Source organism: Austwickia chelonae NBRC 105200 (assembly GCF_000298175.1).
GTDB classification, from domain to species: Bacteria; Actinomycetota; Actinomycetes; order Actinomycetales; family Dermatophilaceae; genus Austwickia; species Austwickia chelonae.
Map to the genome: position 1 here is coordinate 446527 of NZ_BAGZ01000008.1, position 24948 is coordinate 471474.

Annotated in this window: 26 protein-coding genes; 23 read left to right on the plus strand and 3 right to left on the minus strand. The window is 64.3% G+C overall.

The features are described 5' to 3' along the window. The first annotated feature begins 217 nt into the window (after positions 1–217). Positions 218–1051 carry an LppX_LprAFG lipoprotein gene (locus AUCHE_RS08700; protein WP_040321848.1) on the plus strand — a complete coding sequence of 278 codons (834 nt, stop codon included), beginning with the start codon at positions 218–220 and terminating at the stop codon, positions 1049–1051. Positions 1052–1146: 95 nt separating this feature from the next. Here the strand turns inward: AUCHE_RS08700 and AUCHE_RS08705 are convergent, their stop codons facing one another. Next, the gene (locus tag AUCHE_RS08705) at positions 1147–3588 is read right to left on the minus strand and encodes a sodium-translocating pyrophosphatase (RefSeq protein WP_006502919.1); all 2442 of its coding nucleotides are present in this window, start codon (positions 3586–3588) and stop codon (positions 1147–1149) included. Positions 3589–3750: 162 nt separating this feature from the next. On the opposite strand from AUCHE_RS08705, the gene AUCHE_RS08710 reads away from it, so the two are divergent. From AUCHE_RS08710 to AUCHE_RS17510, 19 genes are all read left to right on the plus strand, one after another. Then, complete coding sequence (locus AUCHE_RS08710; RefSeq protein WP_081578174.1) at positions 3751–4257, plus strand: (deoxy)nucleoside triphosphate pyrophosphohydrolase; 507 nt, start codon at positions 3751–3753, stop codon at positions 4255–4257. A gap of 151 nt (positions 4258–4408) precedes the next feature. Further along, positions 4409–4981 (plus strand): acyltransferase, encoded by a 573-nt coding sequence (locus AUCHE_RS15645; protein WP_006502921.1) that lies wholly within the window; start codon positions 4409–4411, stop codon positions 4979–4981. 13 nt (positions 4982–4994) lie between these two features. Further along, complete coding sequence (gene typA / locus AUCHE_RS08720; protein ID WP_006502922.1) at positions 4995–6911, plus strand: translational GTPase TypA; 1917 nt, start codon at positions 4995–4997, stop codon at positions 6909–6911. 122 nt (positions 6912–7033) lie between these two features. After that, the gene (locus tag AUCHE_RS08725) at positions 7034–7384 is read left to right on the plus strand and encodes a hypothetical protein (RefSeq protein ID WP_006502923.1); all 351 of its coding nucleotides are present in this window, start codon (positions 7034–7036) and stop codon (positions 7382–7384) included. Further along, positions 7384–7707: a hypothetical protein gene (locus AUCHE_RS08730; protein ID WP_006502924.1), complete on the plus strand. Its 324-nt coding sequence runs from the start codon at positions 7384–7386 to the stop codon at positions 7705–7707. The genes AUCHE_RS08725 and AUCHE_RS08730 overlap by 1 nt, the downstream gene beginning before the upstream one ends. 42 nt (positions 7708–7749) lie before the next feature. Next, positions 7750–8079 carry a WXG100 family type VII secretion target gene (locus AUCHE_RS08735; protein ID WP_006502925.1) on the plus strand — a complete coding sequence of 110 codons (330 nt, stop codon included), beginning with the start codon at positions 7750–7752 and terminating at the stop codon, positions 8077–8079. Positions 8080–8088: 9 nt separating this feature from the next. Then, the gene (locus AUCHE_RS17265; RefSeq protein WP_006502926.1) at positions 8089–12882 is read left to right on the plus strand and encodes a putative T7SS-secreted protein; all 4794 of its coding nucleotides are present in this window, start codon (positions 8089–8091) and stop codon (positions 12880–12882) included. A gap of 11 nt (positions 12883–12893) precedes the next feature. Beyond that, on the plus strand, positions 12894–13301 hold the full coding sequence (locus AUCHE_RS16940) for a hypothetical protein (RefSeq protein WP_217994360.1): 408 nt from the start codon (positions 12894–12896) through the stop codon (positions 13299–13301). Between the two features lie 960 nt (positions 13302–14261). After that, positions 14262–14417: a hypothetical protein gene (locus tag AUCHE_RS16600; protein ID WP_155889047.1), complete on the plus strand. Its 156-nt coding sequence runs from the start codon at positions 14262–14264 to the stop codon at positions 14415–14417. A gap of 254 nt (positions 14418–14671) precedes the next feature. Continuing rightward, on the plus strand, positions 14672–14992 hold the full coding sequence (locus AUCHE_RS16210; RefSeq protein ID WP_281242620.1) for an RHS repeat-associated core domain-containing protein: 321 nt from the start codon (positions 14672–14674) through the stop codon (positions 14990–14992). Positions 14993–15265: 273 nt separating this feature from the next. Further along, entirely contained in the window at positions 15266–15775 is a 510-nt protein-coding gene (locus AUCHE_RS08755; RefSeq protein WP_006502929.1) for a hypothetical protein, read from the plus strand. Between the two features lie 1165 nt (positions 15776–16940). Further along, a complete protein-coding gene (locus tag AUCHE_RS08770) occupies positions 16941–17666 on the plus strand; it encodes a hypothetical protein (protein ID WP_040321850.1) in 726 nt (241 codons plus the stop codon). A 101-nt stretch (positions 17667–17767) separates the two neighbouring features. Further along, positions 17768–18184 (plus strand): hypothetical protein, encoded by a 417-nt coding sequence (locus AUCHE_RS08775; RefSeq protein ID WP_006502933.1) that lies wholly within the window; start codon positions 17768–17770, stop codon positions 18182–18184. 5 nt (positions 18185–18189) lie between these two features. Then, entirely contained in the window at positions 18190–19029 is an 840-nt protein-coding gene (locus AUCHE_RS17735; protein WP_074788426.1) for an RHS repeat-associated core domain-containing protein, read from the plus strand. Beyond that, complete coding sequence (locus tag AUCHE_RS08785; RefSeq protein WP_006502935.1) at positions 19026–19652, plus strand: hypothetical protein; 627 nt, start codon at positions 19026–19028, stop codon at positions 19650–19652. Before AUCHE_RS17735 ends, AUCHE_RS08785 begins: the two co-directional genes overlap by 4 nt. 126 nt (positions 19653–19778) lie before the next feature. Continuing rightward, positions 19779–20297, plus strand: a complete 519-nt coding sequence (locus AUCHE_RS17270) for an RHS repeat-associated core domain-containing protein (protein WP_040321851.1) — start codon at positions 19779–19781, stop codon at positions 20295–20297. 86 nt (positions 20298–20383) lie between these two features. Further along, complete coding sequence (locus AUCHE_RS08795) at positions 20384–20620, plus strand: hypothetical protein (RefSeq protein ID WP_006502937.1); 237 nt, start codon at positions 20384–20386, stop codon at positions 20618–20620. Between the two features lie 76 nt (positions 20621–20696). Then, a complete protein-coding gene (locus AUCHE_RS08800; RefSeq protein ID WP_162137235.1) occupies positions 20697–20993 on the plus strand; it encodes a tyrosine-type recombinase/integrase in 297 nt (98 codons plus the stop codon). Positions 20994–21210: 217 nt separating this feature from the next. Next, positions 21211–21780: a hypothetical protein gene (locus AUCHE_RS17510; RefSeq protein WP_006502939.1), complete on the plus strand. Its 570-nt coding sequence runs from the start codon at positions 21211–21213 to the stop codon at positions 21778–21780. A gap of 264 nt (positions 21781–22044) precedes the next feature. Here the strand turns inward: AUCHE_RS17510 and AUCHE_RS16945 are convergent, their stop codons facing one another. Further along, the gene (locus AUCHE_RS16945) at positions 22045–22377 is read right to left on the minus strand and encodes a hypothetical protein (protein ID WP_143114801.1); all 333 of its coding nucleotides are present in this window, start codon (positions 22375–22377) and stop codon (positions 22045–22047) included. Between the two features lie 189 nt (positions 22378–22566). Here AUCHE_RS16945 and AUCHE_RS08815 point away from each other — a divergent pair, with 189 nt between their 5' ends. The 3 genes from AUCHE_RS08815 (at position 22567) to AUCHE_RS08825 (ending at position 24381) form a co-directional block, all read left to right on the plus strand. Continuing rightward, complete coding sequence (locus AUCHE_RS08815) at positions 22567–22839, plus strand: hypothetical protein (RefSeq protein ID WP_040321855.1); 273 nt, start codon at positions 22567–22569, stop codon at positions 22837–22839. A gap of 5 nt (positions 22840–22844) precedes the next feature. After that, a complete protein-coding gene (locus AUCHE_RS08820) occupies positions 22845–23252 on the plus strand; it encodes a DUF7878 domain-containing protein (RefSeq protein ID WP_006502942.1) in 408 nt (135 codons plus the stop codon). Between the two features lie 586 nt (positions 23253–23838). Then, complete coding sequence (locus AUCHE_RS08825; protein ID WP_040321857.1) at positions 23839–24381, plus strand: GNAT family N-acetyltransferase; 543 nt, start codon at positions 23839–23841, stop codon at positions 24379–24381. Between the two features lie 297 nt (positions 24382–24678). Here AUCHE_RS08825 and AUCHE_RS08830 read toward each other — a convergent pair whose 3' ends face one another. Further along, complete coding sequence (locus AUCHE_RS08830; protein ID WP_006502944.1) at positions 24679–24912, minus strand: hypothetical protein; 234 nt, start codon at positions 24910–24912, stop codon at positions 24679–24681. Positions 24913–24948 lie beyond the last annotated feature (36 nt).

A 24948-nucleotide genomic window follows, 5' to 3' on the forward strand; every position in this document is an offset into this window, starting at 1 on the left:
TGGGCGAATGGAATTCGAAGAGTGCCCGGGTGGCGACGTGTGCGGGGATGCTGCTGTTGAGGCCGTGAATATGCCGTATTTGTCAGGCAAGTGCAGAATGGCGATATATGTGGCCTGGTGGTCGCGGACGAAGGACGCCATCCGGCGCTCCCGCGCGATCCGGGACCCAGGGTGCACCCCTGGTCGGGACTGGTATACGCACTGGAGGTTTTCGGTCATGACATGTCGTCGTAGTGCCGCTCTGCTCATCGGGCTTCTTCCGCTCGGTCTCGTCGGCTGCGGAGGAGGCGACGGAAAAGCCTCCGGGCCGGCCTCGTCCCAAGGGGGTACATCGGTCTACGAGCTCTGCTCGAAGGCCGGTGACCTGGACAAGGACGCCTACTTCGATGCCAGTGTGAAAAGCCGCCCCAAGGAGAGGACCGCCCATCTGGAGGGGGCGACCGCGGCAGGCTCCTCCTCGAGTGCGACCCCCTCGGGGAAGGCCTCAGCAGAGGGCAAGATCAGCGGTGACATCGATGTCACCGACCAGACCAACCCCAAGGCATCCCTCAAGATCAGCGTGCAGGGAATGGACATGGAGATGGTCATGATCGACAAGCTCACCTATATGAAGGCGAAGCCCCTGACCGGTGACATGTACCTGAAGCTCAGCATGCAGGAGATGCTCAGCAAGAGCGGTGTGGACATGCAGACCATGACCGATCCGAGCGCGTACCTGGAGAAGGCGAAGGGCGCCGTCACCAAGGTCTCCTGCGTCGGACGCGAGGACCTCTCCGGAGCCAAGACGGCACGTATCCGTACGACCCTCGACACCAGGAAAGCCGCCGAGCTGCTCAAACCCAGTGGTTCTGCGACCTCTCCGGCGGCAGGCGCATCCAGTGCGATGCCGGAGACCCAGGAAGCGGACCAATGGGTCGACGAGAAAGGGCGCTTGTTGAAAATGGACAGCGGTGCCGGAGCCACGAAGATGACGCTGACCTACAGCAAGTGGGGCGAACCGGTCACGATCACCGCGCCGCCTGCCACCCAGGTGACGCAGATGCCGTTCTGACGACGCCCGCACCGCCGGCCTGAGCCGGTCCGGACGGCGGGGGAGCCCGCGAGGAAGAACTGTCCCCCCGCGGGCTCCCCCGCCGTCGTGGCGTTTCAGGGTTCGGGAACGCCCACGGCGGGACGGGTCTCGGCGAGCATGGACGAGTCGTCGCCGGCGCCGATACGCATCCCGTAGAAGGAGCGGTACACGAAGAAGACCGAGACGAGGAAGAAAGCTGCGGACAGCAGCCGCGTCAGCAGGGTGGAACCGGCCTGTTCGCTCATCTGGACGGCCAGTTCCACAGCCAGCAGACCGAAGAGGGTCGTGAACTTGATCACCGGGTTCAGGGCCACCGAGCTGGTGTCCTTGTAGGGGTCACCGACGGTGTCGCCCACGATCGTGGCATCGTGCAGTGCTGTGCCCTTGGCGTGCAGGTCGACCTCGACGATCTTCTTGGCATTGTCCCAGGCGCCGCCCGCATTGGCCATGAAGATCGCCTGGTAGAGGCCGAACAGGGCGATCGAGATCAGATAGCCGATGAAGAAGAAGGGCTCGACGAAGGCGAAGGCCAGCGTGGAGAAGAACACCCCGAGGAACATGTTCAACATGCCCTTCTGGGCGTACTGGGTGCAGATCTCCACCACCTTCTTGGAGTCCTCGACGCTGGCCTTGGTGACGCCGTCCAACCGGATGTTCTCCTTGATGAACTCCACTGCTCGATAAGCGCCGGTGGTGACCGCCTGGATCGACGCCCCGGTGAACCAGTAGATGACGGCCCCACCGGTGATCAGGCCGAGCAGGAAAGGCGGATGCAGGAGGGACAACTTGTCGACGTCATGTCTCATCCCGCCGGTCAACGCCATGATGATCGAGAAGATCATCGTGGTCGCCCCCACCACCGCAGTGCCGATCAGGACCGGTTTGGCTGTCGCCTTGAACGTATTCCCGGCGCCGTCGTTGTCCTCCAGGAGGGTCTTGGCGCGCTCCCACCGGGGGACGAACCCGTAGTCCTGTTCGATCCGCAGGTCGATGTCGGGGATCTCCTCGATGACCGACAGTTCGAAGACGGACTGGGCGTTGTCGGTCACCGGGCCGTAGGAGTCGACGGCGATGGTGACCGGCCCCATCCCCAGGAAGCCGAAGGCCACCAGTCCGAAAGCGAAGACCGCCGGGGCGACCATCAAGGTGTCCACGCCCATGCCGCTGATGCCGTACGCGGTGCCCATCAGCGCGATGATCGCCATGCCCAACCAGTAGCCGGAGAAATTTCCTGCGACCAGGCCGGACAGGATGTCCAAGGAGGCCCCGCCCTGCCGGGAGGAGATGACGACCTCGCGCACATGGCGGGAATGGGTGGAGGTGAAGACCTTCACCAGCTCGGGGATCAATGCTCCGGCCAGAGTCCCGCAGCTGATGATGATCGACAGTTTCCACCACAACGAGCCGTCGCCGAGCGGACCGATCAGCAGGGCGGAGGTCGCGAAGGTCATCGCAATGCACACCGCGCTGGTCAACCAGACCAAGGCGGACAGCGGCTTCTCGAAATCCATCGTGTCACAGTCGCCGTACCGGTGACGGGCCATGATCTCGTTGCCCAGATAGGACAGCCCCGACGCGACCACCATGACCGCGCGGATCACGAAGATCCACACCAGCAGCTGCACCTGGACCTTCGGGTCGGGGACGGCCAACAGGATGAAGGTGATCAGGGCGACACCGGTCACCCCGTAGGTCTCGAAACCGTCGGCCGACGGGCCGACCGAGTCCCCGGCGTTGTCCCCGGTGCAGTCGGCGATGACCCCGGGGTTCCGGGCGTCGTCCTCCTTGATCTTGAAGACGATCTTCATCAGGTCCGAACCGATGTCGGCGATCTTCGTGAAGATGCCCCCGGCGATGCGCAGCGCGGACGCACCCAACGATTCGCCGATCGCGAAACCGATGAAACACGACCCGGCGATCTCCCCGGGCAGGAAGAGCATGATCACCAGCATCATCAGCAGCTCGACGCTGATCAGGACCATGCCGATGCTCATCCCCGACTTCATCGGGATGGCATACACCGGGAAGGGTTTCCCCGGCAGTGCCGCGAATGCCGTACGACTGTTGGCGAAGGTGTTCACCCGGATGCCGAACCAGGCCACCGCATATGAACCGGCCATCCCGATCAGGCTGAACAACAGGACGATGGCGACCCGTTCGGGAGAGAAATGCATCAGTACACCGAAATAGACGCCGATGACCACGGCGATGAAGGCCCACAGGATCATCAGGAACTTGCCCTGCTGCACCAGATAGGCCTTGCAGGTCTCGTAGATGAGTTCGGAGATCTCCTGCATCGAAGGATGTACCGGCATCCGCTGCAGTTGACGGTAGGCCGCCACCCCGAAGACCAGGCCGAAGAGGCAGACGATCAGCCCGGCGCCCAACAGGGTGCGCCCGCCGATCGCTCCTGACAGGAAGTCGACCGAGCCCAGGTCGGGGAGTCGGAGGTCCGCCTCGCTGCTGGCAGGCAGGACCCCGACAGCAGGCGGCGGGAACAGCGACAGAAGAGACATGACAGTCCGTTCTCGCGAATTTTCCTGCATCCAAAGGAAAGTGCCGTGTATCTCGCGGTACAAACCTTATTCCAGACCTGCCCGGGGATCCCGGTAAAGGACCAAAGTCCCCGCCGTCCGCACCGCCGGAGAACACACCCGACCACCTGGCAGACTGACCCGATGACTCGGGACCAGGACCACAGCGCACCCGCCACCGGACCCACCGTTCCCGGCTACCGCCCCTACGGCGACGACCAGCACATCGGCGTGGTCGGCATCGCTCTCGTCGACTGCCTCGACCAACCCACCCAGCTCCTCAGCGCACGCCGCAACGGGCCCCCCGCGCTCGCCGGACGATGGGAACTGCCAGGCGGCAAGGTCGAACCCGGCGAAAGCTGGGAGTCAGCCGCTCACCGGGAGATCCGCGAAGAACTCGGCGTCGACATCCGCCTCGGCGACTTCCTCCCCGGCCCCGGGCCGGGACAGCTCTGGCGACTCGGACCCCGCCACGTCATGGCCGTCTGGCTGGCCGAAGCAACCCTCGGCACCCCCCGTGCACACCAGGACCACGACGAGATCCGCTGGCTCACCGGGCAGCGGATCCACGACGTCGACTGGTTGGAAGGCGACCTGCCCGCCGTCGACGCCCTGAAGGATCGACTTCCGGGCGGCCCCGACATACGGTGACAGGACGAAGCGGCCAGGACGGACCGCACCTTCCTGCCGAAGGAACGGCTCGTCCACCTGGAGAGCCATGCCCAACCCTCCCCACCGTTGGACCTCCCGGTGACAGGACGGAGCAGAACGGCGGATACACCGCGCCAGAGCATATGCCGCTATGCGCCGTCATCCCGGATGCTTCGCCGGGCCGCCCCTCATCCGTGGTGACGTCCGCATCACGCTTACCGCGCACAGTCGGATCGGCGCCGAACTCAACGCCGACGGCAGGCTCGAAACCGTCCTCATCAGCGCCCGCCAAGGAGGACGCCTGATCCTCGGCGAACGGGTCTATCTGAACCGGGGTTCCTCCGTCGAAGCACTCCACGAGGTCCGGATCGGCGACGACGTCCTCTTCGGCCCGAATGCCACCGTCCTCGACGACGACTTCCACCCACTGGAACCTGCCCGTCCGACCCATCGCGGACCCACCGTCCTCGAGGACAACATATGGCTCGGACGTAACGTGCTGGTCACCCCAGGCGTCCGCATCGGACGGGGAACCGCCGTCGGCGCCAACTCCGTCGTCACCCGCGACCTGCCTCCCGGCGTCTTCGCCGCAGGATCACCCGCCAGACCCCTCCGCGAACTGAACATCCCCGCACACGGCTGGGACCGGCACTGGCGAGCCCCCACCACGCCTTCCCGGAACACCCGGGAAGCCCAGACGTCGCAGGCACCCCCGCCGACCTGAGAGAATGGGCCATATGGCCCTTCAGACCCGCACCGACATCAGGAATGTCGCGATCGTCGCCCACGTCGACCACGGAAAAACCACCCTGGTCGACAAGATGCTCTGGCAAGGGGGTGCCTTCGGCGAACACGACCACGTCCAGGAACGCGCGATGGACTCCGGCGACCTGGAACGCGAGAAGGGCATCACGATCCTCGCGAAGAACACCGCGATCCACTACAACGGGCCCTCCGCCCGCGCAGCAGAATGCCACGACGGCGTCACCATCAACATCATCGACACCCCCGGCCACGCCGACTTCGGCGGCGAGGTCGAACGCGGCCTGTCCATGGTCGACGGTGTCGTCCTCCTCGTCGACGCCTCCGAAGGGCCCCTGCCCCAGACCCGGTTCGTGCTGCGCAAGGCGCTCGCGGCGAAGATGCCGGTCGTGCTGTGTATCAACAAGGTCGATCGCCCCGACAGCCGCATCGAAGAGGTCGAGGACGAGGTCTACGAGCTCTTCATGGACCTCATCGAGGACGCCGACCACCACGCCGACCAGCTCGAGTTCCCGATCGTCTACGCCTCGGCGAAGGCCGGCAAGGCGTCCACCGAGCGTCCTGCCGACGGCGGTCTGCCGGACAGCCCCGACCTGGAACCGCTGTTCAAGACGATCATGGAGACCATCCCGGCGCCGACGTACGACGACGAATCGCCTCTCCAGGCCCATGTCACCAACCTGGACTCCTCGAACTTCCTCGGCCGTCTGGCGCTGCTGCGCGTCTTCAACGGGGAGATCCGCAAGGGCCAGCAGGTCGCCTGGATGAAACACGACCGCAGCATCGAGAAGGTCAAGATCAGCGAGCTGCTGATCACCGAAGGCCTGGAACGCAAACCGTTGGAGAGCGGCGCGGCCCGCCCCGGCGACATCATCGCCATCGCAGGCATCCCGGAGATCATGATCGGCGACACCATCGCCGACGTCGACGACCCGCGTCAGCTTCCGTTGATCAAGGTCGACGAGCCGGCCATCTCGATGACCATCGGCACGAACACCTCGCCGCTGGCGGGACGGGTCCGCGGCGCCAAGGTCACCGCTCGCCTGGTCAAGGACCGGCTCGACCGCGAGCTCATCGGCAACGTCTCACTGAACATCCTGCCCACCGAGCGCCCCGACGCCTGGGAGGTCCAGGGCCGTGGCGAGCTGGCCCTGGCGATCCTGGTCGAGCAGATGCGCCGCGAAGGCTACGAACTGACCGTCGGGAAACCGCAGGTCGTCACCCGCGAGGTCAACGGCAAGGTCCACGAACCGGTGGAGCGCCTGACCATCGACACCCCTGAGGAATTCCTCGGATCGGTGACCCAGCTGATGGCGGCGCGCAAGGGCCGCATGGAACAGATGGTCAACCACGGCACCGGCTGGGTGCGCATGGAGTTCCTCGTGCCGAGCCGCGGCATGATCGGCTTCCGCACCGAATTCCTCACCGAGACCCGCGGAACGGGCATCGCCCACCACGTCTTCGAGGGCTACGAGCCCTGGCACGGCCCCATCGTCACCCGGCTGACCGGTTCCCTGGTCGCCGACCGGACCGGCGCTGCGACGACATACGCGATGTTCAACCTCCAGGAACGCGGAACGATGTTCGTCGAGCCGACCACCGAGGTCTACGAGGGCATGATCGTCGGGGAGAACTCCCGCGCCGACGACATGGACGTCAACATCACCAAGGAGAAGAAACTCACCAACGTGCGTTCTTCCACCGCCGATGTGCTCGAGCGGCTGATCCCGCCGAAGAAGCTCTCCTTGGAGCAGTGCCTGGAGTTCTGCCGCGAGGACGAATGCGTCGAGGTGACTCCCGAAGCGGTCCGTATCCGCAAGGTCGTCCTGGACGGCACGGAACGGGCCCGTACGGCGGCTCGTGCGCGCAGCGAGGCCAAACGCGAGGGCTGAGTCTTTCGCTCACGCATGGTGAGACGCCTCGACCTGTTCCGGGTCGGGGCGTCTCGTCATGGTGTGCCGCGAGGGGGAATGCCTAGGATGCTTTCGCATGCGGTTCGTCGGAGGAGGTTCGTGTGGCCGGTGATATGGAGCTCGAGGTCGGTGCGCAGCGGATGGCTGCCACTGTGGTGCGCGGCGGGGTGCCTGATGTCCATGCTGTCTTGGTCCGGGTGGCTGATGCGGTGAAGGCGCAGTCGACGGGTTTTCGTGGTCAGGCGGCTTCGGCGCTGGCTGGGGAAGTCTCTGAGTGGTTGGTTGCTGCTTCGGATCTGGTTCCGGCGCTGGTGGACTATGCCGACGCCTTGGCTCAGGTGGATGCGCTGTCGGCGGCGACGGAGAGCAGCAATGTTCAGGGGTTGAGGTCGTCGGCGTCGAGTGGGGGAAGCCCTGTCGGCGGGTTTTCTTCGGGTCTGAGGATGGAGTGATGGCGGCAGGAGACGGCGGTGGAGGTGGCGGTTTCACCTTGGTCGTTCATGAGCAGGCTTTGCGGGCGGTCATCACGGAGTTGGAGGATGCTCAGCGTGATCTGACCACTCGGGTGGACGGCATCCGGGATCAGGTGCGTGGCCGGGTGTCGAAGTGGGGCGATGGTACGCAGTCCCGTTCGGCTCATGATGATTTCGACCGTCGGTTTTCGGCTTCGGTGCAGGAGATGTCGGCGGCGCTCGGCCGGCTCAAGGCGGCATTGGACGATGTGGCCGCGTTGGCGCATCAAACCGAGGTCGATGCGACAGTGATCATGAGTTGATCGTGCTGGGGTTGGTGGGGTTAGGGGAAGGAGCAGAGCGCGATGCCGTCGTATGACTTCGAGGTGGATCTTCCGACGTTGACCGCTGCGGCCAATGCGGTGGAGAAGGCTGTTCAGGGAAAGAAAGACAACGACGTTGTCGATTATGTTCCGATGAAGGACGATCTGCGTCATGAGGTGGTGTGGGCTGCGGTGAGCGAGTTCATGAACCGCTGGGAGATCGGGACGAATGCGATGGTCGACGACGTCGAGGAGATTTCTTCACGGCTGTCGAGGGTGGCCGCGAAGTATGCCGATTTCGAGGAGCAGGGCGCGGCTCGTCTGTCGGGGTCGGTCGGGGAGCTGCCGCGGGTTCCGCGGCCGGGGCAGTGAGGACGAGTCGTGGCTGATTTCCGGATCGAGGGCAATCCGTCGGGGATCCGTACCCGTGTCGGTGTGATGCGGGCACAGGCGGATCTGTACGACTCTGTGGCGTCGAATCTGTCACGGGTTTCGTCGGAGGGTTGGAGGAGCAGGGCTGCCGACCGGTTCCGGGAGCGTTTTCAGTTCGAGCCGAAGAAGTGGGCTGATGCGGCGGCGGGTTTCCGTCGGGCGGCAACGGCTTTGGAGGAGTTCGCCCAGGCACTGGAGTCGGCTCAGTCGACGGCGGAAGCTTGTGCCAAGGAGTATAAGCGGGGCCAGGAGGCGACGTCTTCGGCGAAAGCAGCCTATGACCAGGGCGTGAAGGATCTCCAGGCGAAGAAGTCTGCGTGGGAGGCGGCGAACGGGCCGGGCACTTATACGGCGACGGTCCTGCCGTTTTCGGATCCGGGGCAGTCGATTCGGGCGGGGGCCGAGTCGACCTTCGCTGCGGCGAAGAAGCAGTTGGATGCTGCGGCGCAGCAGGCTGCGGCGGGGGTGCGTGCGGGGTGTGAGGCGGCTCCGAAGGAACGCAGCTGGGTGGATTCTGCTGTGAATGCTGCGGGGGATTTCGCGCTGGGCGCTGGCCAGAGTGTGATGGAGCTGGCCTCGATGGTCGATCAGCTGAATCCGGCGTCGAGGGTGCGTGACGACCTGATCAAACTGGGCTCGGGCAGGTTCACACCTGAGGAGCTGATGGCTCAGAAGCGTATGCAGGCCGAAAGCGCTTTCTCGCTGGCCAGTGCGGTGTGGAATGACCCGGCCGGTGTCGCCAAGCAGGTGGGTTCGGCGATCCTGGATGTGGATACGTGGAAGGACCGTCCAGCTCTTGCGGCTGGTCGGCTGCTGCCGGACGCGGTGGCGACATTGGCCACTGCGGGTGGGGGCGCGGCGGCTCGGGGCGCGCGGGGGTTGGCGCGAGGTGGTGCGGCGGCGGCGAAGGCGGGGGAGAAGACGTCGTTGTGGTCGCGCGCGGCCCGAAATCTGACGGATGTGTCCAAGTGTGGCGATCCGATCGATGTGGCCACGGGTGAAGTGTTCATGTCGATGGTGGACGTGGAGCTTCCGGGGGTGTTGCCGCTGGTCATCGGGCGCACGTATTCCTCGGGGTACGGCCGGGGGCGGTTCTTCGGGACGACGTGGGCGTCGAGTTTGGACGAGCATGTCGAGGTGGATGTCGCGACGGGTGTGGCGATGTTCTACCGGGCTGACAAGTCGTCGTTGGCGTATCCGGTGGGTGTGCAGGGTCAACCGGTTGGTTCGCTGGGGGGTGATTCCTGGCCGTTGACGTGGTTGACCGCTGAACAGGCCGAGGGTTTCGGGGTGCCTGATGCGGTGTTCGGTGTGTTCGATCCGTCGTCGGGGGTGCATCGGATTTTCGTCGAGGAGGTGGGCGCGCCGCTGTTGGCTGGTCGTCTGTTGGGCGAGGCCTCTGTGGCGGGGCTGGGTCGTCCGGCGGGGGATGTGGACGCGGGCTTGTCGTCGTATCGGCTGGCGGCGATGGTCGATGTGGCGGGTAACCGGATCGAGATGTCGTACGACGAGTCGGGCGTGCCGACGGTGTGGCGGCACAGCGGTGGTTATGTGGTGGAGTTTTCTCCGGATCCGTCGGGGACGCGGGTGGGCCAGATCGCGGTTGGTGGGGGCGGTGGTCGCCCGGTGGTGGTGGCGCGTTTCACTTATGACGCGTCGGGGCTGCTCGCCTCGGAGGCGTCGGGTGTGGCGCCGGGTGAGGGGGAGTCGGAGCCTCGGACCCGGTGTGGTTATGACGTGGCTGGGCGGATGACGTGGTGGGTCGATTCCAATGGTGAGCGTTATGACTACACCTATGACGCGGCTGGCCGCTGCGTGGCGGGGGTGGGTGCTGGCGGCACGTTGAGCAGTGTGTTGGTCTATGCCGAGGATGAGCCGGTCACGCGGGTTCAGGACGCGACCGGTGCCTGGTGGATTCATGAGTACGATGCGTCGGGGCGGGTCGTGGCGGTGACTGACCCGTTGGGTGGGGTGACGCGGACGCAGTGGGATGAGCGTGGCCGGCGGGTCCGTCAGATCGATGCGTCGGGTGGGGTGTCGTCGTGGCGTTATGACGATGACGGCAATGTGGTGGAGATGGTCGGCCCGGGCGGGCGGAGCGTCTCGGTGGACTATCTGCCGGGCCTTGGGGTGCCGTCCCGGGTGGTGGGCGCCGATGGTGGGGTGTCGCAGTATCGCTATGACGAGCGTGGGTTGTTGGTGAGTGTGACCGACCCGGCTGGTGGCGTGGTGCGGATCGTCCGTGACGAGCGCGGCGCGTTGACGTCGGTGACGGATCAGCTGGGCGCGGTGACCACGGTGGAGTGTGATGCTGCGGGTCTGCCTTTGGTGGTGACTGATCCGGCGGGCCGGGTGGCGCGGGTGCATCGGGATGTGTTCGGGCGGGTGGTTTCTTCGCAGGACGCGGCGGGGGAGTCGGCGTCGGCGTTCGATGCCGCGGGTCGGTTGGTGTGGGCACGTGATGCTGATGGTGGGGTGTGGCGGTATAGCTGGGATGGTGAAGGCAATCTTCTGGAGCAGGTGGATCCGACTGGTGGGGTGACGCGGCACGAGTACGGCCGGTTCGATGCGCGTACCGCGACGGTCGGTCCGGATGGGGCTCGGACGGAGTTCGCCTATGACGGGGAGCGCCGGTTGGTGTCGGTGACCGATGCCGGTGGTGGTTCGTGGCTGTATGAGCGGGACGCTGCCGGTCGGGTGGTCGCGGTCACGGATGTGAACGGCGCCAGGGTGGAGTTGGCGCGGGATGCGGTGGGCCGGGTGATCTCGCGGCGGAATGCGGTGGGCCAGGTCGTGGTGTACCGGTATGACGATCATGGCGACATGGTCGAGTCGTCTGCTCGTGATACTGCCCTGGATGATGATGCTGCTGCGGTGGTGACGAGTTTTTCCTATGACCTGGCGGGGCGGCTGTTGTCGTGTGCGGTGGGTGGTGACCTGGCTGGGGGCGGCCGGGTGTCGGTCGGTTTTGCCTGGGATGTGTTGGGTCGTGTGGTCGCTGAGGGACCTTCCGGTCAGGTGGTGCGGTCGGGCTTCGACGCGGTGGGGCGGTTGACGAGGCGGGTGGCTCCGTCGGGGCGTGAGCTGGAGTACGCCTATGACGCGGGTGGGGCGCTGTCCGCGGTGCAGGCTGGTGCGCACCGGATCGTTTTCGAGGTCGATGGTGCGGGGCGGGAGTCTGCCAGGGTGGTTGATGCCGGGGCGGAGTTGGTGTCGCGGTGGAGCCCTGCGGGGCAGCTGTTGGTGCATGGTGTCACTGGTGGTGGCAGCACTGGCGGTGGGGGGTTGGTTGCGGGCCGGGAGTATCGGTATGACGGTGCGGGCCGGGTGACGGGTTTCACTGACGCGGTGCGGGGGGTTTCGGAGTTCGAGTTGGACCCGGCGGGCCGGGTGTTGGGCGTGGTGGTGGACGGGCAGGCCCGGGAGCGGTATGCCTATGACTCCACGGGTGCCTTGGCTGGTGCGTATTCGGCGGTGGCTTCTGTGGAGGGGGCATCTGGGGCTGGTGTTGGTGGGGGCTCCTTGCGTGGTGGGGGGTTTGTGAAGTCGGGGTCGTTGACGCGGGTTGCTGGGGGGTGGCATTACGACTATGACGCTGCGGGGCGGGTGGTGTCGCGGTGGCGGCGGGGCTTGTCTGGGGGGCGGGTGGAGTGGTCTTACCGGTGGGATGCCCAGGATCGGTTGGTGTCGACGGCGGGTCCGGGGGGTCGGGTGTGGCGGTATTCCTATGACGGGCTTGGGCGGAGGGTGGGACGGACTCGGTCGGTGGCTGGGGTGGTGGATGAGTCTCGCGCGTATGCCTGGACGGGGAGTTTGCTGATTGAGCAGGCGATCCGGGTGTGTGAGCGGGAACCTGCCCTGGTCGGTGGTGGCGTGAACGGGGGCCGTGGTCAGGGTGGTGCTGGTGGTGGGGTGTCGGTGGTGACGTGGGGTCACGATCCGTTCACCGGGGTCCCGCTGACCCAATGTGGTGCTCCCGTGCCAAGGTCGGGCGGCAGTGAGGGTCTTGATGTCGATGGGGCGGGTGGTGGTTCGGCGGGGTGGTCCCAGGAGCGGGTCGATGCGGAGTTCTTCGCGATCGTGGCTGACCTGGCAGGTGCCCCGACGGAGTTGGTGACCCCTGAGGGGGAGGTGGCCTGGTGTCGGGATGGGTCGTTGTGGGGTGTGCCTGGCCGTGCCGGGGTGGGGTTGTGTCCGTTGGGGTCGTTGGGGCAGGTGTATGACGAGGACACGGGGTGGGTGTATAACGTCCACCGGTATTACGACCCGGTGTTGGGTGGGTTCGTCAGCCCGGACCCGATCGGTGTCGAGGGTGGGGTCAACCCGCACGCCGGGGCGCCGAACCCGCTGACGTGGGCTGACCCGCTAGGTTTGACGTGGTGTTTCAGGTCGGCGTTGAATTCAGATGCCAAGCAGGCTGGCATCAACGCCCCCTACAAGCTGGGCAACACCGCCGCAAAGAGCGGTGAAGCCATGGCCGACGGCGCCAAGGTTCTCAAAGGGCCGATCGCTGATGCAGTTCCCCGGAACCTGCCGGAGCAACTTGCCCTAGGGGCCGCGCGCGATGGTCAGGGAACGGTCATCATGCGTAACCTGGTGGATACGCCGCGCTTGGTGGCCAACTACGGCGAGGGCGAATGGGTCAAGATGCAGTACGTGCTGCGCGGGACTGATTCGAATGTCACTGTTCACTACTTCAGAAACCTGATTAGCAATCTGGATGTGGAGTTCAAGTTCAAATGATCGTTCGATGCGTGGCTACTACTGGAGAAGCTTTACCCCTAACGGCTCGCGACCCGGCGCAAGGCGTCAGCGCCGACACTGAGTTTGCGCTCACGCTCGAAGACGAGTATGAGGTCTTCGCTGTGACCGTTTTCTTGGGCACGACCTGGTACTACGTGATGGACGATGATGGAAATCCTTGGCCAACGTGGGTGCCCGCGGCACTATTCGACGTTGAGGACGGATCGATATCTCCCACTTGGTGCCTGGGGTATTTCCGTTTCGGCCGTGATGACCAGTACCCGATCCTTTCGTTCCCCGAGTGGGCCCACGATCACCAGTTTTATGAGCGACTAGTCGACGGGGATGCTGCTGCTGTCGCCACGTTTGAGCGGAGACGACTTGAGTTGATGCGGTTGACGCACGGGGACTCGGCATGAAATTTGCCGTCCCCTTCGTCCTTCGCGCGGTGTTGCCTACATCGACCTGGCACATCTCCCGGTGCAGAACCATCCGCCTGGCTCGGGATGAAGTGCTTTCGCGCGGCTTACCTTGGGCAGATCCGGTCCGGGCCTTTCGCGACTTCGGCGACTGGTCGATACGCACCAGAGCGAGTTGCCGGGGGGAAATATCTATGTGGTAGTCGATGGCGGTACCGGGGTGATTCGCAGTGTCCCGGGTCCCACCCCTCGGTAAACCGCTTATTATGCTTACCAGCGACGGGAACGCGCTGACGGGACCCCATCCTGACCTGGGAAACCGCGTCCGGACTTCTTGTGGTGCTGTCAGGAAGTGAGAGATTCAGCTTCGGTATGGTCATGTTCGGCATCACAGATGCGCACTCGGATCGAGTCTCATTTGGGGTAAACGCAGAGGTGGCCCGGAGAAAGTCGGGTCGCCGTCGATGGCTGGATAGATGAGAGTGAAAGTTGCGGGTTTGAAGGGCGATACATCGTTATAGTTCAGAATGATGCAATCTGCGGTGTCGGCCCAATTGAATGATGAGAAAGCGATCCCCGATCACGGGTAGCTAGAAACTTAGGCCCATCTGGATACATAGCCTTGCTTGCCCGTGATCGACGCTTCTGATAAACCCCGATTCACCGTTGCGTGCCGATAAGAACGAGTGTCCGGCACGGGCCGGACTCGGGTCGGGAGCAGACTGCGGACGGCGACATCGGTCACGAGCCCCCGGTGCCGACCAGAGTGGGGGATGATGAGGTGACCCAGGCAAACCACGCTGATGGCGCTCACTGCATCATTGCTGTCGTGTTCGGGCTCGTCTCGACCTTGCTCGGCGAGTTCGTCGCGATGGCTGCGAAAACCCGTCCATGCTCGCTTTTCTTCAGCGGCTGCAGCCGCGTTCCTTGGACGATCGATGACACCAGCACCGAGGGGGCGTGCTCGCGTCTCATGACCTGGTCAACGCCAACGACGACGTAGAGCGCCTACGCCTACTGTCACGGCGGGAGAAGACCACCGGCCGCTCCCCGGTGGCGACAGCTCCGTGTCGAGCCAGCAGGGAACGGCGTACGGCTGCGATCCTCGACCCATGACCGCGGTGAGTCGGCCCACGAAGGCGGGGTGGTGGCGTCTTCTCCTAGCCGCCGTAGCCGCCGCCCTGGTCGGGCCTGATCGGCGCCGGAACAACATCGGCCGCAACCCTTCCTGAGCCGGGAAACCGCATCGGGGCCTCAACGCCCGTCCCGGTGCATTTTGTCGGGCCGCATGAGTGCATTACCGCAGTTCAATCGTTGTGTGTGTGGGCCGTGCCGGGGTGGGGTTGTATCCGTTGGGGTCGTTGGGGCAGGTGTATGACGAGGACACGGGGTGGGTGTATAACGTCCACCGGTACTACGACCGGGTGTTGGGTGGGTTCGTCAGCCCGGACCCGATCGGTGTTGAGGGTGGGGTCAATCCGTACGCCGGGGCACCGAACCCGCTGACGTGGGCTGACCCTTTGGGTTTAGCATGGTGTTTCCGTGCCGCGTTGGATACGGCGCAGAACAAAACCACATCTGTTTTCAACCGCAACGCACCAACCGCAAAGACAGGGACGGTTTGGGATGATGTTGTCGGGACAGCCAGCGCTATCCCTGGGACGGGGGGCTGCCGAAGTCCTTTGAGCTGACCGCTGGCAACTCTCGCGTGTGGGTGCACGGCAATGTGACCGACCACTTGGCTGACGCGGCGAGAAGTGCCGCGAGGAGTGGGCAGCGCCCGGAAATGGTCGGACTGGGAACGCAGCAGCGCTTGCGGAGTCTGCAGGCCGCTGTTGGGGACGCCACTCGTGGCGGGGTTCCACTAAACCAGAGAATGACAGTTGGCGGTTGGGAGTTGGAGTTCAGACAGCGCGCAGGAGACGTGCTCCCTGCCTTGATTCACGGCCGATGGGCCGGCTGACATGGCGATCAGGCTCTTGGCATCGGCACCCAGTCCGGCGGCGAAGGTGGCGGTCGATCCCTGGATTCCACTGTCCGTGGTCTGGGATGTCGAGCCCGATGTCAGTCCGCTCTATCTCTTCGTTCGGGACCCTGACCAGGGGTATGTGGAGCTCAAGGTTCATCCAGAGTCGGGAGCCTTGGTTGGCGCGGTGATCATTGACTTGCCTCGTCCAGACGAGCATTTGCGACGGTTGCGAGGTGCATCGACGCCACAGAGGTCCGAGACTGCAGTGCTCGACTTGGAGATCTGGCCATGGAAAGAGAACCCGGACTATCGGGAACCGGCCCGCCGCGACATTGACGTGGAGTGTCCCTTGTCGCTGACGACAGCATCGGACCAGATGACGGTCTGGTTCTCCAGTTTGCCAGTCGCTCAGGTTCTGAAGGCTGGCCCCGTTGAGGTTGGTGTGTCGATGGAGGGCGAGCTCGTCGCAGTCATGGCGTCCGGGCTGGCTGTCGTGGCGGAGTAGGGGGCCGAGTGTTGATCCAGGATGTCATGTTGGCGCGGGTGCCCTCGCCGGAGAGACCGGCCCGGCTACCGGTGCTTGTCGGTGCTCTGATCGCCGTCTTGGCGGCGATCCTCGGCTTCACCACCGCATCCGCGTCCGCGGCCGGAGCGGCTGAAACTCGCGTCCGGGCTTCGGCCGCTGTGGTCGAGGTTCCCGTCGGGGCGACGGAACGCATCGCCGCAGGTCAGCGGCTAGGAAACGACGTTGCCGAGCCGGATTTCGTGGTGGCTACCGGTGGTGCCGCAAAGAGCGGCGATGAGCTGCTGGATGCCGCTCGTGTTGCTCGGGACGCCAAAGCGGCCGAGGTTGGACGCTCCAAGGCCACAGTGACAGGTGGATATGGCCGAGACGGTGTTCCGAGGGCTAGGTGTTCAAGCAGTCCTATCGGGGGTGCTGAGGATGACGTGGCACGCCAGATTGGGGGAAATCCCAAAGACATTACTTTCACGGAGGCGATCAGGCCGCGGACTGGTGACCAGGTCCCCATTTGTCAGCGATGCCAGGCCACCTTCGATCAGTCGCAGTTCCCGCCAGGCACGTTGTTCGACCCTGCTGGGCCGTGGGGGGCACGGTGAACGGTTCGCTTCCCGTAGGCGTGCCGGACTGGCGGTCCTTGCGCACACTGATCGGCCCGGCGGATTTCGTTCCGACAGTCATCGACCGTCTACTGACCGCAACTACGGATGATGAGGCAAGTACTGCCTACTGGGAACTCGACAACCGTGTTGTCGTTCAGGGGCAGCTTTTCGAGGCGGCGGAAGCCGTTGCGCACGAGCTGGTCACTCGCATCTGCTCGGGGGGCCTCGATACCCGGACTGTCCAGGGCCCTCGACCTTCTCGTGGAGTTTGCATACGGCGAGGCGGATGCTTCTGAGGTTGCCGCCGGGAATGTAAGCCTCGGGGATCGCTGCCGCGACGAAATACGGAAGGGGATGCGGTGCCTGCAGACGGCTGCCGCTGGCGGCGACGATCGAGCCCGAGCGGCGATCCGCGACCTCGTTGACCGTATAGAGCCGCAGTGATGAGCCGCTCCAGCCCAGCTGCGCGAGTCAGAGCTACACCCTCTCGGGAGCTGCACTTGGCCATGCATGGGACGACGCCGCTGACGCCTAACCGAGTTGGGTCAATGCTCGCCACCGTGATCGCCGCCGTACTGGTGCTGTTCGGTGGTCCTTCTCCCATGGCCACGGCGATCGACGCGCCGGGGTGGATGCCGGCATGTGCCTGCGAAGGCGTGCGCCGTCCTACGGCCGTGACCCAGGTTTCCGTCAATTGTGGTGTTTCGGGTCGGACGATCCCTGCCGCAGCGATCGGCGACGACGATCGTTGGTCCAAGGGCAGCATGGTGCGCGCTGACAACAGTGCCGCCCCCGTCACCTCCCGCTACGACCAGTCCGCACCGCTAGCGCAGGGCGCCAGCGCGGCGAACTTCCCTGAGCGGCTGCGAGGGACGTCTGCGGCGCGCTTTCGGACGTTCAGTTGTGGTCGTGTTGCCGCAAACGCGACGCACGACGACAACGACCTCGGTCAGGTCGCGCAGATCGCACACCGTAGCCTGGGCGCCGAGAAGCGAATCAGCGACCCGACCGGCGACCTCGTCGACGTTGAGCGATTGAGCGTTGCCGCAAAGGGCGCTATTGACATTCGCCCGCCGCTGTCAATCGGGTCGAAGCAGTTCGGCACGAAGTGGGACAAGCACGCAGCCGACTACGGGCTGGACCCTGAGAGCAGCTCGTCGCGGACTTGGTTCATGAACCGTGCGCGCGATGTGCATCTCAACCCCGATGAGGTGCGTCGCGGAGCTTGGAACCCCGCGGGAGGGGGTGGCGAGAACTACTTCTTCTTCCGCTGAGGCGACGATCTCCTCATTACGCAGCCAGGCGGCGAGTTCGTCACCATGTTCCCGAGAGGCAGTTCCAACGCATGGTTCAAGGGCGCGGAGGTGAACCCGCATTGATCGACGCACTCCCCGGTCGTAGCTGCGCGTCTATTCGCCGCTTCCAACACCGATTCGCAGATCATCCACCCAGCGAGCCTGGACCGATCGAATTCACATGGGACGATGGCACCCGGCTGACTCTGGACGCCAACGCCGACTGGACTCTCAATTTGTCCAGCAAGCCCTGGGCTGATCCTTACGCCGACGCGTCGGAACTCGAGAGGAATGCGCTAGCGCAGGAGGTTGGGCTCTGGGAGGCGGCACTCATTCCGATCGCCATGAGCCGACTCATCGGACAAGCAGTAACCTCAGCAGCGCCGGAATTCAACGAGTTTGGTGAACTAACGGGCCTCAGCGTCGCCTTCGAGGAACAAGTGGTTGGCGTCCGTGTCGTTGGTGGAGAACTGATTGTCAGGGTTGTCGACCGATGAAGCGCATGGGGCCTCTGCTGGTTGCGCTCATATCTGCGCTGCTCGGATGGCTCTTTCCTATTTCCTGCAACGCGGCCGAGGCACCCCCGGTTCAACTTGCATCCCGCTACGTCTACGACAGCCAGCAGCTCACTTCCTCGGCAAGGTGCCCAATCGCCGAGAGGGAATTGTGTTGGACGAACGCCCCTCCACAGGCCACGGCGGTGGTGGGCTCCTGTGTTGCTGCAAACAATGGGTCGTTGTGGGGTGTGCCTGGCCGTGCCGGGGTGGGGTTGTGCCCTCTTGGGTCGTTGGGGCAGGTGTGGGACGAGGACACGGGGTGGGTGTCTAACGTCCGCCGGTATGACGACCCGGTGTTGGGTGGGTTCGTCAGCCCGGACCCGATCGGTGTCGAGGGTGGGGTCAACCCGCACGCCGGGGCGCCGAACCCGCTGACGTGGGCTGACCCGCTAGGGTTGACGTGGTGTTTCAAGTCGGCGCTGAATTCAGATGCCAAGCAGGCTGGCATCAACGCCCCTTACAAGCTGGACAACACCGCCGCAAAGTCGGCAGACGAGGTCGTTAAAGGCATCGCCGAATCCCGCACGTACATCGACCTGACTAAGGGTGGATCGATCAGGAACGTGGGAACGAACGCGACCCACACCGAGTTCGCTGACACCCTCACAGCGGGGAGACGGATCTCGCGCACATCGAGGGACGGAGCAGTCCAGATCTTCCAACGGGACGGCGCCAAGTATGTGCTCCGCGAACGCGCTGGAAGCTACGGCGGATGGACGGCGGACTTCACCCCGGCTGGCGCTCAGGACGTCACACTGAAGATCCGCTTGGGGTACACGCCATGACCTCGAGCATCTTCCAGACAACCGAGCTCGGCTTCCAAACCCTGCAGGCCTCTGTGGCAGCCCGGGTCGACCTCGACGTGCGCCTTCCCCGCTGGCCGTTCCGAGAAGCGCGCGGATACGCGTTGATCTTCGAGTACGACCGGCTCCTGGGCGGCAGGTTCGGCAATGTCCTGGCCGAGCTTGCGGAGACTTACGGCGACGACGAGGTGACCGCCGTTGGGATCGATCCTCGGCCGGCCTACTACCGGGATGAGTACGGGCTCTTCCCCGCCTTCCAGGTCAAGGGTGATCGCGTCCGCGGCGAGTATGGCGCGGCGTTGAGGTTCGAGCCTGCGGGAGATCCAACCGGCTCCCTGGGTGACTCACTGAATGCCATCGCTGTCGCCGGCTCGTCAGGCGCATGGGCCGTGTTCGGTCAGCGGGATTGGGAGATCGGCCTGCTTCTTGCCCCCGACTCGCATGGTGGGTGGCTCGCCGCCGGAGTCCCTTGGTTTGGGGCCGACGTCGATCTCGACTCGATTCGTTCCCCGGCTGGCTGGGGAGCCAATCTGAGCGACGCCGATCGCGAAGAGTTTGCGCGGCGGATTCGAGAGTACGGGAGTGGGCCTCGATCAGGGCTCTGATGCGCGTGCTCCTGACCGCGCTCGTGGCTGACCTGGCAGGTGTCCCGACGGAGTTGGTGACCCCTGAGGGGGGATGGGGCGTGGTGTCGGGATGGGTCGTTGTGGGGTGTGCCTGGCCGTGCCGGGGTGGGGTTGTGTCCGTTGGGGTCGTTGGGGCAGGTGTATGACGAGGACACGGGGTGGGTGTATAACGTCCACCGGTATTACGACCCGGTGTTGGGTGGGTTCGTCAGCCCGGACCCGATCGGTGTCGAGGGTGGGGTTAATCCGCACGCCGGGGCGCCGAACCCGCTGACGTGGGCTGACCCGCTAGGTTTGACGTGGTGTTTCAGGTCGGCGCTGAATTCGCCGTCCAAGCAGGCTGGTATCAACGCCCCCTACAAGCTGGGCAACACCGCCGCAAAAGTGGGATCTGGTGCTGACAATGTCGTCAACGGAGTGCGGCTGAGGGCGCAGCTGACTGGCGAGGAGATCGCTGGAGGTCATGCGTTCCAGAAGCACGTGATCGATCAGGCGGAGTTCCCTGGAATCACTACGCGATCGCAGTTCGCATCTCACATCGAGGATGTGGTCGCTAATAGTGAGATGCGCCCCCTGAGCGGGGGTCGGGCGGCCTACTGGCGAGATGGGACGATTGTGCCGTAATCCGAAGGACGCTGACGGCGGGACGGCCTTCAGGCCTAGGGATGGCTACGACTACTTTCTCAACGTGCCGTGAGGGTGTGCATCCGATGAAGTTGCTAGAGCCGGAGGTGCCTTGGGTCGGTGACCAAGAGATCGCCGACGACGAGGTCGTATTTTCGGCGACTCGCGAGGAGCTGGCCGGGCTTGCGGGGGCGCTCAACGAGGCGCTAGAGGCCGTCGAGGGCTGGGAGTTCCAGACCCGGCTGGGTATCACGCCGGAGGAGGCTCGGGCGCTGCGACAGCGGATCGGCGAGGTTCTTCGGGGTGCCTTCCGGCCTCAGTAGCGCCACGTTAGCTGGCGGCGAGTTTGCGGGCTTGGTGTCGGAGGAGGGTTCCTTCGATGAGGGTGCGGATGGCGGCTTGTTCGTCGGGGTCCTTCGGCACAATCACAAAGGCCTCCGCCCACGCAGCTACCCCTCGTACGCCAAGGCCCTCGCCCGCCTCGACGCCGTCGCGCAACTGACCGACTCCGCCGGACGCCCGCTAAAGTTCGCCTCCACCCACCGGCTACGCCACACCAAGGCCACCGAAATGATCGACGCTGGCGTACCCATCCACGTCGTCCAGCGCTACTTCGGGCACGTCTCCCCCGAGATGCTCATGCGGTATACCGCGACCACCGCAGCCCGAGCCGAACACGAGTTCCTCAAAGCCTGACGCGCCGGCGCGTTCGGCACCCCATTGACCGTGCACGCCGCCGACGCCTACGAGATGGCCGCGCTCTCGGGTGGCTGTGACAGCTTGGCCTGGCCCCGTGGTGACGGCCTGATCTGGCCCCACTTGCGACATGCCGGGGTGATGACGGTCTGATTTGGCCCCACCCTCGCGAGTCTGTCCCGGTAGCGCTGGGACGAGCTGATGGTGAGGGACCGGGATGGGGTCACGAGTGCAGCTGTACGCCGATATCCGACGCGACGCGCGGGTGGAGGAACTCTCGATCCGGGAGCTGACCCGCAAGTACAACGTGCACCGTCGCACGATCCGGCAAGCGTTGGCCGTGGAGCAGCCACCAACAGCAGCTAGGAAGGAGCAGCCAGCCCCGCCCACGACTCGTTCCCGACGCCCGCCGCGGGTGGCCGGCCAGCAGGCCGCCTGCGGCTGGTGCGGTGCGTCGGTAGCGGTGCCAGCCCGGGGCAGGGTGCCGAAATGGTGCTCCGATACCTGCCGTCACCGGGCCTGGGAACAACGGCGCGCGGCCGCGTCCGGACGATCCGCCGTCCACGTCATCGACCGCACCATCGAGACCGTCAAGACCGTCACCGTCGTCCAGCGGGAACGGGTCGAGGTGCCCGTGCTGGTGCAGCCACGCACCGCCGGTGAGTACGCCGCCGTCCTGGCCGCGCTGGCGGGAAGGGTCGATGCGGGCCGCATCTACCAGCGGGACCTGCCGGTGATCACCGACGCCGTCAACGGCCTCATCGAAGCCTTGCACCGCCGCCGATAGCAGCACGTGGCGGGCGTGGGGTCGCGTCACAAACCCGCGCCCACCGTTGTGGGCTGCCATCTTGGACCACATGAACACCCCGCAGGCACCGAGCAGGGCGGTGTGGTGGCGTCTTCTCCTAGCCGCCTTGGCCGCCGCCCTCATCGGCCTGCTCTGCGCCGGCTCAGCGTCGGCTGCGACCCTTCCCGAACTGGAAACTCGCGTCGGGGCCTCAACCCCCGCCCGCCAGGTTTCTGTCGGGCCGCATGAGTGCATCACCGCAGGTCAACAGTGGGTGAAAGCCCCACCGCAGGCCGAAACGACGGCGGGCTCTGGTGTTGCCGCAAACACTGCGAGAGCGGCGGCCGCGGTGGCGATCGGCACGTCGAATCCGAGCCACGGGTTGCCGAAGGTGATCTGCACCAGCTGTTCAGCTGTTCTGGATGTCTTTGGAGTGCGGCGATGAAGGGAGTGGACTATCTGCGTGCTGCCAAGCAGTTTGAGACGGCTGAGGGGCTGGATGCGTGGACTGCGCTCATGCGGGTCCTTGTGGCGAGACTCCAAGGTATGCAGTTGCCGCTCGCGCTTCAGCCCGCGCTGGATCAGGCGGCTAGCCATTGGTCCGGGCGCGGCGGCGCCCTGTCTGAAGTCAAGGTTGCCGTATGGCGATATCTCGAAGTCATGGGGCCCATAGGTGTCGACCTCGCGACACCTGCGGGTAGGGGGAAAATATCTATGTGGTAGTCGATGGCGGTACCGGGGTGATTCGCAGTGTCACAGGTCCCACCCCTCGGTAAACGGCTTATTATGCTGACCAGCGACGGGAACGCCCTGACGCTTGCGTCTGCGGGGGGCAAGGGGACCAAGTTCGCGACGGACGATATCGCCCAGATTCAGGGGTGGATCTCGCGTGGCCTGCAATTCGACGCCGTGCAGTTCCTCCCGAACGAAGTTGATGACACCTTCCGGGCAATCGTTCCCGGCGGCGGTGTCATCGGCACCCGCGGGCAGGAGTTCATTTGCGTCATCGTGACTGGCGACGGTCGGGTCATTAATGCCTTCCCCGTCAACGTGAGGTGACCATGATGGAGATCGCCTACGACCGTCTGAACAGCCATGAGTTGACAGGTACAACGCAGACCGACTATTTGGTCGCTCTCGACGCTCACTTCATGCTTATTGAGGATGACACGACCATCTATGACGAGCCTGGATTCCCAGTTGTAGAACTCGCAAGGAGCATGGTGCTGTGGCTTCGGAACCCGGACAACCGCGACTTCATCTTCGACTCTATGTCCTACGAGGAGGTGGGCTCCGTCATCATCCGTCAAGATGCTTTGGGCTGGACGTTCACGTCGGTGTTCGCACCGGACGCAGTCACGGCTCCAATCGATCGCAACGAGGTGGAGCGGTGCTGCCGAAGTTTCGTCTCAAGGGTCGAGGCGGACCTTTGGGAACTCGGCGTTGATCCTGACAAGGTGTTCAGGCAGTGAAGCGAACCCTGGATGTCCTACTGGGGCTGCCCACCGCCTGGCTCGGTGTTGTGGCGCCGTCGACCGCGGCAGCGACGCCGGTCAACAGTCCGCGCGTCCAGACCTATGGCGGTGACACCGTCAGGCATTTTCTCGATCCGCGGACTATTCGCGCAGAACCTGGCGGCGGGACTGAATACCATAGGCGCTGGTTTCTTGTTTTCAGGAGTTAGGGGTAGTTGCTGTCACAGTGCTGCTAGGTGGCGTTGTCCTAGCTGTGGGAGAGGTGCTCGCCTCAGTAGGTGAACGGGCCGTTTCATTCGGTCTAGCCGTGCTTCTCCTTTGCGGCCTGCCATCAGCAGTCGGAGAGTGAGTGGTTGTAACAATGCGCAGCAGTCATAGTCGATTTATGTTGTCGTTTGCGGAATCGCTTGCCAGTGTGCATCCGTCGTGTTCATTGGAGGACTTTGACTGCGGCGTATTTGTTCGCGCATGCGTTCCGTCACCTCGCGCCCTGTTTAGCTTTTGCCTGCCCAGTGAAGGGGGGCCGTGCGCACGATTCACTCGGGAGGCAGCGGAGCATCTAGCCTGCCGACAGGCCAACGGGGTGATCTGGGACTTCGACGAAGTTGGCGCCGAGGAGTTTGGGTTCTGTGACGCGCGGGTGCAGGTTGAGGCGCTCCAGAATGTGCGCCTAATGCACCTTACGCCGAGGGCGTATAACCAGCAGTACGCTGCACGGGGGAGGGGATCCGTGTATCGCCTGGGGAATAAGGTCAACCCCGGCGCCTATAGGGCGCTGCATGATGTTCAATGTGAGAATTTTGGCCTAGGGGAGCTTGGCGTGGCGGAGCGCGCCTATGTTCTTGAACAGGAGCTATTCAGATCAGGAAGACAGCGTGCGGTAGTGGTGTTCTCCGACGGCATACCTGTGGCGTCGGGAAATATGTGGATCGAAGGGCAAATGGCGTGCCTCTTTTGGATCTACACCTTGAGGCGCGTTAGAGGTCACGGTTTTGGTGGTCAGGTCGTTCAAGAGCTGTGCCGATGGGCGGCTGAATGCGAGTGCCGGGAGGTGCTTTTGCAGGCAACAATGGCAGGTGAAAAGCTATATAAGCAGTTGGGCTTTCAGGATGATGGGGGGGCTTAGTCGGTGGATGGTCCGAGGGGATGGATCGGTGCTTTGACAAGGGTGACTGCGCTGGTTCGCTGTGGGGCGGAACTGGAAGGAGGGACTGTGCTTGAGTCGCATTTGCAGGTATCTAGAGGTGACGTCGTTGTGTTTCCCATGCCCGAGAAGGCGGGTCGCCGCTGCTTACCCGGCGGGCAAGGGCGTCTTCGCTGAGTTCGACGTACCGATAAAGTCGCTCTTTCCCGCGGGCAAGCCAGAGTGGTTCGTCATACCCGGCCCCAATGTCGGTACCACACGATTCGGGCCACCTCCGAGTCAGATGCCGCTGGCCACGTGCATTTCGGTGGTGTGTCGCCGATGACGCATCTGTAAGATCTGGCTTCTTGGATCGATGCGAACCGCACGGACCTTGAACGCCATGGCAAATTGTTCTTCATCTTCGGGCCACCAGGCACGGCCAACCCATCGGCTCACCTTCTGGTCGTGGTGTCGCACGACGAGGACGTCGAACTCCTTGTTTGGGAATCGGGAGAGGCCGAGTTCAACCATAGTTCCTTCGCTAGCTCAGTCTTTGAGCACGTTGAA

Coding starts and splice junctions, on each gene's coding strand:
- AUCHE_RS08700 (WP_040321848.1), top strand. CDS start 218: ATGACATGTCGTCGTAGTGCCGCTCTGCTCATCGGGCTTCTTCCGCTC.
- AUCHE_RS08705 (WP_006502919.1), bottom strand. CDS start 3,588: ATGTCTCTTCTGTCGCTGTTCCCGCCGCCTGCTGTCGGGGTCCTGCCT.
- AUCHE_RS08710 (WP_081578174.1), top strand. CDS start 3,751: ATGACTCGGGACCAGGACCACAGCGCACCCGCCACCGGACCCACCGTT.
- AUCHE_RS15645 (WP_006502921.1), top strand. CDS start 4,409: ATGCGCCGTCATCCCGGATGCTTCGCCGGGCCGCCCCTCATCCGTGGT.
- typA (WP_006502922.1), top strand. CDS start 4,995: ATGGCCCTTCAGACCCGCACCGACATCAGGAATGTCGCGATCGTCGCC.
- AUCHE_RS08730 (WP_006502924.1), top strand. CDS start 7,384: ATGGCGGCAGGAGACGGCGGTGGAGGTGGCGGTTTCACCTTGGTCGTT.
- AUCHE_RS08735 (WP_006502925.1), top strand. CDS start 7,750: ATGCCGTCGTATGACTTCGAGGTGGATCTTCCGACGTTGACCGCTGCG.
- AUCHE_RS08755 (WP_006502929.1), top strand. CDS start 15,266: ATGGCGATCAGGCTCTTGGCATCGGCACCCAGTCCGGCGGCGAAGGTG.
- AUCHE_RS08770 (WP_040321850.1), top strand. CDS start 16,941: ATGCTCGCCACCGTGATCGCCGCCGTACTGGTGCTGTTCGGTGGTCCT.
- AUCHE_RS17735 (WP_074788426.1), top strand. CDS start 18,190: ATGGGGCCTCTGCTGGTTGCGCTCATATCTGCGCTGCTCGGATGGCTC.
- AUCHE_RS08785 (WP_006502935.1), top strand. CDS start 19,026: ATGACCTCGAGCATCTTCCAGACAACCGAGCTCGGCTTCCAAACCCTG.
- AUCHE_RS08795 (WP_006502937.1), top strand. CDS start 20,384: ATGAAGTTGCTAGAGCCGGAGGTGCCTTGGGTCGGTGACCAAGAGATC.
- AUCHE_RS17510 (WP_006502939.1), top strand. CDS start 21,211: ATGGGGTCACGAGTGCAGCTGTACGCCGATATCCGACGCGACGCGCGG.
- AUCHE_RS16945 (WP_143114801.1), bottom strand. CDS start 22,377: ATGGCTAGCCGCCTGATCCAGCGCGGGCTGAAGCGCGAGCGGCAACTG.
- AUCHE_RS08815 (WP_040321855.1), top strand. CDS start 22,567: ATGCTGACCAGCGACGGGAACGCCCTGACGCTTGCGTCTGCGGGGGGC.
- AUCHE_RS08820 (WP_006502942.1), top strand. CDS start 22,845: ATGGAGATCGCCTACGACCGTCTGAACAGCCATGAGTTGACAGGTACA.
- AUCHE_RS08830 (WP_006502944.1), bottom strand. CDS start 24,912: ATGGTTGAACTCGGCCTCTCCCGATTCCCAAACAAGGAGTTCGACGTC.